The organism is Palleniella intestinalis (genome assembly GCF_013166595.1).
GTDB classification, from domain to species: domain Bacteria; phylum Bacteroidota; class Bacteroidia; order Bacteroidales; family Bacteroidaceae; genus Prevotella; species Prevotella intestinalis.
On the sequence record NZ_JABKKG010000013.1, the window covers coordinates 1 to 12,529 of the forward strand.

General features: G+C 48.9%; 11 protein-coding genes and 2 pseudogenes. 12 read left to right on the forward strand and 1 reads right to left on the reverse strand.

What is annotated here, in order from left to right; translation table 11 throughout:
• Positions 1-155 precede the first annotated feature (155 nt).
• The 12 genes and pseudogenes from HPS57_RS13500 to HPS57_RS14400 form a co-directional block, all read left to right on the forward strand.
• Positions 156-1,706, forward strand: a pseudogene (locus HPS57_RS13500) (TraG family conjugative transposon ATPase); the annotation flags it as partial.
• On the forward strand, positions 1,700-2,440 hold the full coding sequence (locus HPS57_RS13505) for a hypothetical protein (RefSeq protein ID WP_172184012.1): 741 nt from the start codon (positions 1,700-1,702) through the stop codon (positions 2,438-2,440). The pseudogene HPS57_RS13500 and the gene HPS57_RS13505, both read left to right, overlap by 7 nt.
• A gap of 4 nt (positions 2,441-2,444) precedes the next feature.
• Entirely contained in the window at positions 2,445-3,137 is a 693-nt protein-coding gene (locus HPS57_RS13510; RefSeq protein WP_172184014.1) for a hypothetical protein, read from the forward strand.
• A 16-nt stretch (positions 3,138-3,153) separates the two neighbouring features.
• Positions 3,154-3,813, forward strand: a complete 660-nt coding sequence (locus HPS57_RS13515) for a DUF5045 domain-containing protein (protein ID WP_369811551.1) — start codon at positions 3,154-3,156, stop codon at positions 3,811-3,813.
• A 23-nt stretch (positions 3,814-3,836) separates the two neighbouring features.
• The gene (locus HPS57_RS13520) at positions 3,837-4,964 is read left to right on the forward strand and encodes a TraJ family protein (protein ID WP_172184018.1); all 1,128 of its coding nucleotides are present in this window, start codon (positions 3,837-3,839) and stop codon (positions 4,962-4,964) included.
• A 22-nt stretch (positions 4,965-4,986) separates the two neighbouring features.
• Positions 4,987-5,583, forward strand: a complete 597-nt coding sequence (traK, locus tag HPS57_RS13525; protein ID WP_172184019.1) for a conjugative transposon protein TraK — start codon at positions 4,987-4,989, stop codon at positions 5,581-5,583.
• 21 nt (positions 5,584-5,604) lie between these two features.
• A complete protein-coding gene (locus tag HPS57_RS13530) occupies positions 5,605-6,093 on the forward strand; it encodes a hypothetical protein (protein WP_172184020.1) in 489 nt (162 codons plus the stop codon).
• Positions 6,090-7,286: a conjugative transposon protein TraM gene (locus tag HPS57_RS13535; protein ID WP_172184021.1), complete on the forward strand. Its 1,197-nt coding sequence runs from the start codon at positions 6,090-6,092 to the stop codon at positions 7,284-7,286. The genes HPS57_RS13530 and HPS57_RS13535 overlap by 4 nt, the downstream gene beginning before the upstream one ends.
• Positions 7,287-7,333: 47 nt before the next feature.
• Complete coding sequence (traN, locus tag HPS57_RS13540; RefSeq protein WP_172184022.1) at positions 7,334-8,209, forward strand: conjugative transposon protein TraN; 876 nt, start codon at positions 7,334-7,336, stop codon at positions 8,207-8,209.
• A gap of 3 nt (positions 8,210-8,212) precedes the next feature.
• The gene (locus HPS57_RS13545; RefSeq protein ID WP_172184023.1) at positions 8,213-8,683 is read left to right on the forward strand and encodes a hypothetical protein; all 471 of its coding nucleotides are present in this window, start codon (positions 8,213-8,215) and stop codon (positions 8,681-8,683) included.
• A gap of 12 nt (positions 8,684-8,695) precedes the next feature.
• Positions 8,696-11,005 carry a type IV secretory system conjugative DNA transfer family protein gene (locus HPS57_RS13550; RefSeq protein WP_172184024.1) on the forward strand — a complete coding sequence of 770 codons (2,310 nt, stop codon included), beginning with the start codon at positions 8,696-8,698 and terminating at the stop codon, positions 11,003-11,005.
• 6 nt (positions 11,006-11,011) lie between these two features.
• Positions 11,012-11,125, forward strand: a pseudogene (locus tag HPS57_RS14400) (TraX family protein); the annotation flags it as partial.
• 15 nt (positions 11,126-11,140) lie between these two features.
• Here HPS57_RS14400 and HPS57_RS13555 read toward each other — a convergent pair.
• Positions 11,141-12,469, reverse strand: a complete 1,329-nt coding sequence (locus HPS57_RS13555; RefSeq protein WP_172184025.1) for an IS1380 family transposase — start codon at positions 12,467-12,469, stop codon at positions 11,141-11,143.
• Positions 12,470-12,529: the final 60 nt, after the last annotated feature.

The window sequence follows — 12,529 nt, forward strand, 5'->3', positions numbered from 1 at the left end:
AATTTCTGTTAAATTTTCGTATTCGACACTCACTTTTTTACAGTCCTTTTTCTTTCCTCAAATAGCTTTTATACCCTCTTTCCCCAACCAAGTTTTTTTGTACCGTTATTTTTCTACATCGTTGATAATCAATAGCAAAAGTCCTCTCATATGAATTCCACATGAACAGCGTTGTCCGCCAGTTGCTTGAACAGCATACGGACGTGGTGATGGTAGATACCGGCGACTCATATGAAGGCATCTGCCGCTATTTCAACGGCACATACATCTCCTATTCCAAGGAGAACCCCATCTCCATGAACCCCTTCAAGGTGACGCAGGAGGAATATGACCAGAACTTCGGAGAGAAGAAGAACTTTTTGAAGTCGTTGATATTCCTCATTTTCAAAGGCAACCAGTTTCCCAACAAGATTGAGGATATGCTGATTAACCAGACCTTGGTGGAATACTACGACACCTATTTCCATCCCTTCACCCACTTCAACGAGCGTGAGCGCAAGGATTTGAGGCGTAAGTTATTACTGGAAGCCCGGATGGAAGAAGACATAGACAAGTACACCAAAGATATGCAGGACATCGAGCGGTTGATAGAGAGTGAGGATATTATTGAGAAGCCTGAGAGCCGTGCCCTGATGCTGCCCTCGGAAGCCAGACGGTTCAAGCTCATCCGCCAGTGCAAGTCACTGACCGCCCTGAAGAACGACCCCGGAGCGACATCCTCAGAAAGGGAAAGGGCGTTCCATATCGTTGAAAGATTCAAAAAAGAATTGTACGAGAACTCGATGCTTGTCAAGATAGACAGGCAGATAACCCGTATGGAGGAACAGAAGCGCAGGCTGAAAGTCACGGAACTCTCGTTCAATTCCTACTATGAGTTTGCCTTGGAGCGCATCCCGCAGATAATGAAACAGGACAAGGTGGATTTCAAGGTTCACGACTTCGCATCCATCCTGAAACAGTTTTACAGGGGCGGTGAACAGGAGAAAACCCTGAACTCCGATTTGGAGGTAAACCTCTTTGATGAGCGTTTCATCGTCTTCGAAATCGATAAAATAAAAGATGACCCCATCCTTTTCCCTATTGTGGTGCTGATAATCATGGACGTGTTCCTTCAAAAAATGCGTATCAAGAAAGGGCGCAAGGCACTGATAATCGAGGAAGCATGGAAAGCCATCGCATCACCCACGATGGCAGAATACATCAAGTACCTCTACAAGACCGTCCGTAAGTTCCACGGCATTGCCGGAGTGGTCACTCAGGAACTTAACGATGTGATAGACTCGCCCATTGTGAAGGAAGCCATCATCAACAACTCCGATGTGAAGGTATTGCTCGACCAGTCGAAGTTCAAGGACAGGTACAACGATATTGCAGCTATCCTCGGTTTGACCCCGATACAGAAGCAGCAGATATTCACCATCAACGCGCTCAACAACAAGGAAGGGCGCAGCTACTTCAAGGAGGTCTGGATATGCCGTGGGCAGAACTCTGATGTCTATGGTGTGGAGGAAGCCCCGGAATGTTACTGGGCGTATACCACGGAACGGAGCGAGAAAGAAGCCCTGAAGATATATCTTGCCCATTACGGGGATTTGCAGGAGGCGATAATCCATATCGAGGAAGACCGCCAAAAGGACGGTGTCCTTCTCTATATAGAGTTTGCAAGGAAAGTCAACCAACATCAAAAAGTAATGTCACTATGGTAAAGTTACGATACATATTCATTCTGACACTATTAACAATAACCTGTAATAGTGTATATGCTGGCTGGCGAGTGGTGATAGACAAGAACTGTCTGAAAATAGTTACCGCCAATACCGCCTCTCAAAAGCTGATAGAGGATCAACACAACGCCCGGTTGGACTCCATTGCTTCCAAAAAGAAGAAGGTGGAGCTGTATTCGGTGAGTATGGCGACCATCAAGGAACTCTACAAGCTCTCAATGGAGAATGTGAAGGGCTTTGGAACGGAAAGCCATTACTACAAGGAAATCGGATTGTGCGCCTTTGATATAGTCCGCAATGTACCGGAACTAATCAAGACGGTCAATCAGGCGAAGTTCTCCAACAAGTTACTGTGCCTGAATGAACTGGGCAATCTGGTTACGGAAACGCAACAGTTGGTGGGCAACTTCGTGAACATCGTCAACAACGGCAAGGTCGCCAATCCGCTGAAAGGCGCAGCGACCGCAGACAAGAAGAATGACGGTTACAACCTGCTTGACCGCCATGAACGGTTGTCGTTGGCAAATAGCATCTATACCAACCTTATGGAGATACGCTACAAGGTGGAAGGTATGCTGCTGATGGCCCGTTATGCCACGATGAACGATTTGTTTTTTGCGATAGACCCGGAAGGCTGGGCAAACATCATGGCGATGCGCAACGGTGTGGAGGGGCTGGTAAGGGACTGGAACGGATTGGTAGCCACTAACAACTGATGCCATGAAACACAAACATTTATCCATATTGGTTCTGATGTTTGCCGTCTTGTTTCCGGCAAAATCTTTCGCCTATGTCCTACCGAAAGACCTGCCGACCATTGAGGCGTTGATTGCTTTGCATAAGGCTATCAAGAAAGATGAAGACCAGGCACTAACACGTGTCGCAACCAGCTTTGGGGAACAATCGCTGATAACGAAAGGCGCAAACAAATTCAATGACGTGCGTACCACCTTGGATACAAGGTTGAACAATGCAAATTCCTACCTTGTGTTAGCCGGAGCCATATCGTCCACCGCCAACTCGTTGTATCAACTCGTAAGGGACTACAAGAATTTTACGAGCCATACCTTCAAGTATGTGTCCGACAAACCTTTTGTCGCATGGTATTATACCGATGCCAACGTAGCCATAGCCCGTGAAATCAAACATTGCTACAAGCTCTATGCAACGGTAGCCGCTTCCGGTATCAACTTGATGAAAGCCTCGATGGACGAGAAACTGAATCTGGTGCTGACGCTCAAAACGACCATCGACAAGGCACGGGCTATCATAGACAATGCGAACCTGTACTGCTATCTGGTTACTAACTGCGGATGGAAACCGGATTATATCTGGGAGATACTGAACTCGACCGTCAAGGAAGAGATTGCTGATAGAATCATTAACCAATGGAATAAGGGATATGCGATTTAAGAATAAGATTATCACAATGCTCTGTGCTATCATTATCAGTTTCCCTTTAACGGGGAATGCACAAAAGGTTGTTCGTGACAACGAAAAGAAGAAGCAATGGCAGTCTATGGAGAACGGCCCTTGGGACTTTTCTCCCGACTGGTACTATTATTTCCTGCACAAAAGATATTCAGGAGCGGAAATGTACTGGAAGTGGGCGGGTTTCAATTCCGGCTTCCGGGTACGCTTCAAAGAACCCAAATCCAACATCAGGCGCATCATGCCCGTCAGGGTCACTTCCGAAGAGACCCAACGGCAGAAAGTGGATAAGGTGGAAAAGGAACGGCAGCATATCGAGGAACTGTACAAGGAAGAGCTGTTGCGTGAGGCGGACAGAGCCGTTGATTTGATGTATGATGCCTATAAGGATGAGTTCAACCGTATGCAAGACCGCATTGCGGACGGACTGCTTTACTGCATGAACAAGAGTGACGGCAAGCTCAAATACCAAGTGGACGAACTCAGCCGACTGAATGAGATCCTTTGTGCGGACATAGCCTATATCCATAAGACGGGAGTCGGCTATGGGCTGGAGAACGCCAAACGGCAGCAGGCATACGAGGAAGCCAAGACGAAGATGAGCGAACTGGTAAACCGGACTGCCCATCTGTGTGCGGTAGCGGCCACCCATTATTAAGCAACAATATAAAAACGAAGAATATGAATTTACTGTTAGTACCCCTGACCATCGGCTTGCCCGTGATAGACGAGAGTCTGGACAAGCTGCTGGTCGCCATGGAAACCTTCCCGAATGTGGCGGTGTTGGGTGATGCAGTCGGACTGGCACGTGTCATCGGGTTGTGCCTCGCCCTCTGTGTCGGCTCATACGAGTGTTGGATGATGATGCTCGGACGGCGGGGCATGGACGTGATGAAACTGCTCCGCATCGTCGGCATCTCCATGTGCATCTCATCGTCCTCATGGATCTGCTCCGCCCTGCAAGTGCCGGGCAAAGGGCTGGAATCCGCCACCAAAGCGATGGCACACGCCAAGAACAAGGAAGTGGCGGCTTTCGAGTTGAAATTAGCGCAAAAGCAGAGTGAATACCTTGACCGGTTGAGTGCTGTTCAGGATTCCATCTCTACCGCCCAACAGATAGCGGCTATCGGTGAGGATGCCAACTGGTGGGACAAGCTCATCTACAACGTGGAGAACTTGGGCAACACCATCAACAACTACGCGCAACGGGCGGCAGTGGCGGCGGAAACCAAAATCAGCGAATGGATTAACGATGTCATACGCTTTGTCGGGGAACTGGTGTTCCAGATGTCCTACTACGGCATCCTCGTGGCACAACGGATATTCATGGCAATCATGATGATATTCTGCCCAATTATGTTCGCACTATCGCTTGCGCCGCCTTGGAACTCCGCTTGGAGCCAGTGGATGTCGAAGTACCTTTCCCTCTCGTTATGGGGCTTCGTGACTTATATGTGCATGTACTATGTGGATTTCATCCTACTCTACAATCTCCAGCAGGACATGGTAGCCTACAACCACCTGCTGCACGGTTCGGTCAATTCATGGGAACAGATCGGCGCGTTGGGACTGCAAGGCATTGGCTCAAACTGCATGTACGCGATGGGTATGCTCGTGGGGGCTTACATTATCCGCTTTGTGCCCGAAGTGGCTTCATGGCTGATACCGGGCGGTGTCAGTTCCGGTGCTGGTTCAGTGGCAGGTGCTACGGCTATGGGCATGGCTACAACGGCAGGCGCAGCGGCAGGAAGTGTTACAGGCGCGGCTGTAGGTGGTGTAACAAGTATGGCAGGCGGCAAGAAAAAGTAGTATCAACATAAAACTCCACAATATGCTTATAGAATCATTAGCACAGAAAACGAAACTCGCCTTGATGACGGTACTGGCGAGCATAGCGGGCAGCGTGATTATCTGCGCCTTTACCGTCTGGTGCTGCGTGTCGCTGGTCACAAAGGAGCGGCAGCAAATCTATGTGTTGGACGGCGACATACCGTTCCTTGCGGAACGGGCACAACTGGAGGCGAACTTCACGATGGAGGCAAAGGCGCATATCCAGCTCTTCCACCAGTACTTCTTCAACCTGCCGCCCGACAACGACTATATCAAGTGGACGGTCGGCAAGGCGATGTATATGGCGGACGGCACGGCCCTGAAACAGAAGCAGGCGATGGACGAGAACGGCTTCTATACCGACATCATCTCTTCGTCTGCGGTATGTACCATCATGTGTGACTCCATCCGGTTTGACGAGCATGAACGGAAGTTCACCTACTACGGCACACAGTTCATCAAACGCCGTACCCGTGACCTGAAACGGACAATGGTGACAACCGGATATATCGAGAACGTGCCGAGGACAAGGAACAATCCGCACGGGCTGATGATAACCAACTGGAGGACATTGGAAAACAAAGATTTGGACTACTGATAAATCAAGCAATCGTAAGATATGAAATCATTAAGGAAAACGATACAGGAGAACCGGAAGAAGACATGGAACTTCTTCCAATCCCACCTGCAACCGAAGTTGTGCGCAATCGGCACGAGATACCGCTTGGCGGCAAGAATCCGGTTGGCCAATGCTTGGGCGATGAAACATCCCGGACGCACCTTTGCCTGTGTGGTCGGCTCATTGCTATTTGTGTTGTGCGGTGATATACTTGTGAATAGCCAGACAGTGAAAACAAAAGCCATCGATGTAAGCATCATAGGTAATATTGAGCCTGTGATTCAAGGTTTCCATGCCATACAGTCCAACAAGAACGTGCATCGGCAGACTTTGTTTGGATTGACCGATAAAGGTCAGGCTATCAAGCGAGAACTGGACTCGTTGATTGCCAAGCCTCAAAAGTCCCGTGCCGATTCCATCCGTATCATCCGGCAGTACAAGCGGTTGGAGAGCATTGTCAAATCACTTAAAAACAACGATAGACCATGATTAAAATCAATTTCAAACAACCCAAGTACATCTTCCCGCTGGTAGTGTTCGTACCGCTGTGCGCCTTGGTGTACTTCGTGATGCAGACCTTCGGGGGCAGCGGTGGACCGGAGCAGACGGTCGCCACCGACCGCATCAACATGGAACTGCCCCAAGCCAATGCCGAGGAAGCAGGTGACAAGCTCTATGAGATGTCGCGCCGCTTCGATGACGAGGATGCCTTTACCGCAGTCGGTGCCATCGGCGAGGAAAAGAAAGAGGATAACACGTTGGAACACGGTTACAGCGAGGAAGAACTGAACCGTCTGGACGCAGCCGAGGCGGAACGCATCCGCCAGCAGCAGGAACTGGAAGAACTGGAGCGTTCCCTTGCCGAATCCCGTAAGCATATCAATTCATACGCTTATGAGAATCCGCCATCAGGAGATAACAACCGTAACAGTTATTCCTCACAGGAAGAATTTGCCCGTGACATAGAAGAAATCCAACGGCGCAGCTATGAGCGTCAGAAAGCTATCGAGAGCGGATTGGGTTATGGTAATGACGAGGAAGAGGCACGACAGAAGCAGCGGGCCGACTCCATCGCCAAGGTTCGGGCAGAGGAAAAGGAGCGCAACCGCCCCAAGTTGGTCATCAAGTCCAAAGAGACCAACGCTGATAAGTTCCATACCGTATCAGCACAGGACGAATCGGTGGATGCCAGCCTGATAAAGGCGATGATAGACCAGACCACCAAAGCCCGTGAGGGCACAAGGCTTCGTTTCAAGCTCTTGGACGATGTGACGGTCAGCGGAACGAAGTTGAAAAAAGGGACTTACCTCTATGGAACTGTAAGCGGCTTCGGCCAGCAGCGTGTCCGCGCCACGATTACCAGCATCCTTGTAGGTGACAAGTTCATCAATGTCAAGCTGTCAGTGTTCGACAACGACGGTATGGAGGGATTCTATGTTCCCGAATCCTCCTTCCGCGACTTCGTGAAGGATGCCGGGGCCAGCACGGTACAGCAGAACATCAGCTTTGAATCGGAAAACGGCTATGGTTCGGGCATATCGGGAGAGGCAATCGCATTGCAGGCCTTGCAGAATATGTACAATTCCGCTACTTCGGCCATCTCTACCAATATCCGCAAGAACAAGGCGAAAATCAAGTATAACACGATTGTTTACCTGATCAATTCGGATGAAGCGAGATAAATATAATTCACAACAAAGAAAAATAGTAACTCATAAAATCACGCTATATGAAATTCAAGATTCTTTCAGCCGTATGCTGTATGCTCGGCTTTGTCAGTTCGGCTTTCGCCAACGAGAAAATCTATGTGAACCGGGAAGTGACGACCCACATTGTCATGCCGGAGAATATCAAGTTAGTGGATATTTCCACCCCGAAGATAATCGGCAACCAATGTGCCGACAACATCGTCCGTATCAAACCGTTCCAAGAGAACGATTCAATTCCAAACGCGGAATACAAGGAAGCGGAGCTGTTGGGTACGCTGACCTTGATCGGTGAGCGTCACATCGCCCAGTATGATATTCTTTATACCACTTCCCCGGATATGGCGACATCCATTTACCAAGTGGCTTACAGCGATACGAAATCCTACATCAACCCGGAGGTTTCCATGCCCATGTCCGAAATGGCACGGTATGCGTGGGCGGTCTATGGCAGCAAGCGCAAGTTCAATCAGGTGGTGTCAAAGGCGCACGGCATGAAAGCCATCGTCAACAACATCTATTCCATCGGGGACTTCTTCTTTATTGACTATTCGTTGCAGAACAGGACAAAGATACCCTACGACATTGAAGAGCTTCGGGTGAAGCTGACCGACAAGAAGGAAACGAAGGCCACCAACTCGCAGACCATCGAACTGACACCTGTATTCTCGTTGAACCACGTCAGGAAGTTCAAGAAGGACTACCGCAACGTGCTGGTATTGCCCAAGCTGACTTTCCCTGATGAGAAAGTGCTTAGGTTGGAAATCTCCGAGAACCAAATCAGCGGTCGTGTCATCGTATTGACGATAGAATACGAGGATATACTACACGCTGACGGTTTTGATTCCGACATTCTGAAAAAGACATCCTATTATCCGTATTACTACATATCCCGTTAAGCCATGAAAAAGATTCTATTTCTTATGTGTAGCATAATGCTCTCTATGGGAGCGTTTGCACAAGACAAGAAACTGACAGTCAACGCTGGTTTCCTATTCCCAAGTACGTTGAACGCCACCGTCGGTTATGAGCATCCACTTTCCTACGGCAATGCCGTGGAACTGTATGGGGAGGCCGGCAACCATTGGCAGCTGCCAATTTCACGGTTTTGGAAAGGCTACTACTGGGATGCCGGACTGGTGTACAAGCACCGTCTGGTCAGGTACAAGAACGGGATGCTCCGCTTCCGTTTTGGCCCACAATTTGGAGCTGACAAACGAAAATTCTTCTTGGGACTGGAAGCCGGATTTGAATACAGCTATGTCTTTCAGAACGGCTGGGAGTTTGCGGTGATCCAAAAGAATAATGTGAACTTCATTCATGGTGACACATTCCGCAACGGTCTGCTGTTAGGATTCAAAGTACCATTCTAAAATCCAAGGCGTATGGCATTTGAGGAAACAAGGGAACAGCAGCAGATGTACAACTACTTCCGGAGCTGCATCTACATCTTTCTCATTATTGAGATAGTGATGAACCTGCCCGTGACGGCTGACAACCGTGTGACGCAGTTCATCTTGGACTTGTTGGGACGCTTCGCGGTGTTCAACTCTGTGCAGGGGTGCAAGATTGCGGAACTGGTCTGCATCTGTGTGGTTTGCATCGGCACAAAGGCGAAGAAGGCGTTGAAGTTCAACGTGAAGACGATGGTCATCTATCCCGTGTTGGCAGGATTGACCTTGGTGGGGCTTTGCTTCGTCTTCCACGGAATGAACATCGGCATCAGTTGGATGGGCTTCCCTGCCAACCGCATCCTCTACGCCATTTGCTCGGTGGTGGGCACAATGCTGGTGCATCAGGGATTGGACGGCATCGCCAAGTATTACAACTACAAGGTGGGTGATGACCGTTTCAACTTCGAGAACGAATCTTTCCAACAGTCGGAAGCGTTGGCTGGTAACGACTATTCGGTGAACATCCCGATGGTTTACTATTGGAAACGGAAGATGCGCAAGGGCTGGATCAATATCATCAACCCGTTCCGTGGGACGATTGTGTTGGGTACACCCGGTTCTGGTAAGTCTTTCGGCATCATCGACCCTTTTATCCGTCAGCACTCGGCCAAAGGATTCGCCCTCATGGTATATGATTATAAGTACCCGGCACTTGCCAAGACTCTTTTTTACCAGTTTTGCAAGAATAGAAAGGCAGGTAAACTTCCTGAAAATTGCGGGTTTAGAACTATAAACTTTACCGATGTGGAGTATTCCAACCGCATCAATCCGATACAGCGGAAGTATATACCCGACTTGGCCGCTGCTTCGGAAACGGCGGCTACGCTATTGGCATCCCTGAACAAAGGCGGCGGTGAGAAGAAAGGTGGTTCGGAAGCCTTCTTCACCAACTCGGCGGAGAATTTCCTTGCGGCCATCATCTACTTCTTCGTCAATTTCCATCCGACAGGTTTCAAGGACGGGAAGAAGCTGAAACGGTTCATCTCACACAAGGGAAACAAATTGGAGATAGTCATTAGGAACTGGGACGATTTCAACGCCATTGACAAGGACGGTAACGTGGTGTTGGATTTCGTGGACGAAAACGGCAACGATGTTTCCACGGACGAGGACAGGATGTTTGTGGATTTGGACGGCTTCCGTTACAAAGACCATGCGCACAACTTGATTGTTATCGACCGCTGCTGGTATGAGGACGAGGACGGCAACGAGGTGGAGCCGGACACCGTCACGGGCGAGTTTTCGGATATGCCTCATGTCCTTTCATTCTTGGGCAGACCCTACGACCAAGTTTTTAATATCCTGATGCAGGACGATAAGATTGCTTCCCTGATGGCTCCCTTCAAGAGTGCCTACGAGAACAAGGCGAACGACCAGTTGGAAGGTATGGTGGGTACGCTGCGTGTCAATGCCGCAAGACTGGTATCTCCCGAAGCCTATTGGGTATTCACGGGGGATGATTTTGACTTGAAGATTTCGGACAGGAACAATCCCAGTTATCTGGTCATCGCCAATGACCCGGAGAAAGAGCAGGTCATCGGTTCGCTCAATGCTCTTGTATTGAACCGTCTGATTACAAGGGTAAACTCCAAAGGGAATATCCCGGTAAGCATCATCGTGGATGAGCTTCCCACCCTGTACTTCCACAAGATTGACCGGCTGATTGGTACGGCACGAAGCAACAAGGTTGCCGTGACATTGGGATTTCAGGAACTGCCCCAGTTGGAGGCGGACTATGGCAAGGTGGGTATGCAGAAGATTATCACCACCTGCGGCAACATCTTCATGGGGGCAGCTCGCAACAAGGAAACTTTGGAGTGGGCGCAAAATGATGTGTTCGGCAAGGCAAAGCAGACCTCACGCTCCATTTCCATCAACGACCAGAAGGTATCTACCACCATATCTGAGAAGATGGACTACCTTGTTCCTGCGGCGAAGATTGCGGACATGGCGACAGGCTGGCTGGCAGGTCAGGCGGCGCGTGACTTTACGGCCACGGACGAGAAGATGCTTGACCACTTCGACATCGAGCAGTCGGAGGAGTTCAAGACAACGAAATACTTCTGCAAGACCCACTTCGACATGAAGCAGATTAAGGAAGAGGAAGACCACTATGTGCCGCTTCCCAAAATCTATGAGTTCAAGAATGACCGGGAAAAGGAAATCCTGTTGAACCGAAACTTCAAACGTGTCAATCAGGAGGTGGAGAATATGGTGAAGGAACTGCTTGGAATGAACTGAGAATTTATGAGTATGCCGATAACATTGTCCAAACTCAGCGGTAGCACATTGAAAGTCATCGCCATCCTCTCGATGGTGATTGACCATTGCGCTTATTTCCTGATGGACGGAACAACAATAAACCCAAATCGGTCATTAGGATTTCTCTGTGTCATATGGCAGTGAGAAATCCTTTATCTTTTCCCAAATAGAAAAGAAAGATTGTCTTGTTTTTAACGATCTGGCCAAATAAAGAATATGCTTGTCCTTTGTCTTACCTAAATAAGCCGGTGTTGAAATCAGCTCGTAACGGATAGTTTTGAGAAAATGCTTTTTGTCGGAGTTGATAAGTGCATGGCGAAATAGCGACATGAAATTATATGCCATGACTATAAAGTTCCCACATGCTTCGGTCGCCCAGAAGTTATTCGTAACAAAATCATCAATGGAGAAGTCATACTTCAGTTCCTTGATTCTGTTCTCGGAGTCCGCCCTTCCGCGATACGAGTCGTACACGATCTTAGCCGGCAGTCTGAGGTTGGTGACGAAACAGCTGTAACGGTATTTGCCAAAGTCGTTCTCATTCTCGAAAAGTTCCATTTGCCTTACTTGTTTGCCGGCAGCGTTTGGACGTTTCTCTATCTCCTGCCTGACCATCACTATGCGTCTTGGCTTGTCCCAGCCATTCGCCTGATACGTCGTCTCGGATATTTCCAGGCCGTTTGACATCTCGACCCATACATGCTCATGGGTGAGGCTGTACTTGATACGGTTGTTGAACCGGCAGGCTATGATATAGTGTAACTCTTTATTTTCCAGACAGTCAAGTATATCTTTCGTAAAGAAGCCACTATCCATACGAACCAGTCCCACCGTCTTATTCTGAAGCCTGGACAGGGTGTCTTCAAGAAAGGCAAGATAATTGGTGTTCGCAGCCGTGTTTCCCGGACGTAACCAGTAGTTTGCTATCATTCTCACATCCGAGACGAAAGCGAGAAGGGGATGGTGTGAAGGACGGCCCGGACGCTTGGGATTGTATCCTTTGGCAGCACCCTCCTGATTCCCTTCACGGACCATTACCGTGGAATCAAAGTCCAAAGTGTAATTGTCAAACAACAGCTCCGAGAAGAACCAACTGAACAGTTCGCCGAACACACGCTGGTTGATGGCCTGCGAGAATTTGTCGAAATACCGCTGGTAGGCCCGATGGTCCGCACCACGTCTCCAGCCAAGCAAATTACAGAGTACCGTATCATAACGCACCACGTCAAGATGCCCGAAACAGCTTGCGCCACACCATACCCCCGCAAACAATCCCAATATGAGCTGAAGCGGTTTATAGCCCCTGTTGGAACCTTGAACAGGGATACTACTCTGTTCAAGACGCTTGGCGAAATGGCACTTTTCGAGCATCTTGAAGAACAGGGAAAGCCCACCAAAAGGGGTTATTTCCTTGTTTACGAACTTTATGTCACAATCTCGCATTAAATCTTATAGGTTTTAAGTCGTGGTAAAGTTAGTAAATGGCTACAAATTAACCATATA

Coding starts and splice junctions, on each gene's coding strand:
- HPS57_RS13535 (WP_172184021.1), top strand. CDS start 6,090: ATGATTAAAATCAATTTCAAACAACCCAAGTACATCTTCCCGCTGGTA.
- HPS57_RS13550 (WP_172184024.1), top strand. CDS start 8,696: ATGGCATTTGAGGAAACAAGGGAACAGCAGCAGATGTACAACTACTTC.
- HPS57_RS13515 (WP_369811551.1), top strand. CDS start 3,154: ATGCTCTGTGCTATCATTATCAGTTTCCCTTTAACGGGGAATGCACAA.
- HPS57_RS13530 (WP_172184020.1), top strand. CDS start 5,605: ATGAAATCATTAAGGAAAACGATACAGGAGAACCGGAAGAAGACATGG.
- HPS57_RS13555 (WP_172184025.1), bottom strand. CDS start 12,469: ATGCGAGATTGTGACATAAAGTTCGTAAACAAGGAAATAACCCCTTTT.
- traN (WP_172184022.1), top strand. CDS start 7,334: ATGAAATTCAAGATTCTTTCAGCCGTATGCTGTATGCTCGGCTTTGTC.
- traK (WP_172184019.1), top strand. CDS start 4,987: ATGCTTATAGAATCATTAGCACAGAAAACGAAACTCGCCTTGATGACG.
- HPS57_RS13510 (WP_172184014.1), top strand. CDS start 2,445: ATGAAACACAAACATTTATCCATATTGGTTCTGATGTTTGCCGTCTTG.
- HPS57_RS13520 (WP_172184018.1), top strand. CDS start 3,837: ATGAATTTACTGTTAGTACCCCTGACCATCGGCTTGCCCGTGATAGAC.
- HPS57_RS13505 (WP_172184012.1), top strand. CDS start 1,700: ATGGTAAAGTTACGATACATATTCATTCTGACACTATTAACAATAACC.
- HPS57_RS13545 (WP_172184023.1), top strand. CDS start 8,213: ATGAAAAAGATTCTATTTCTTATGTGTAGCATAATGCTCTCTATGGGA.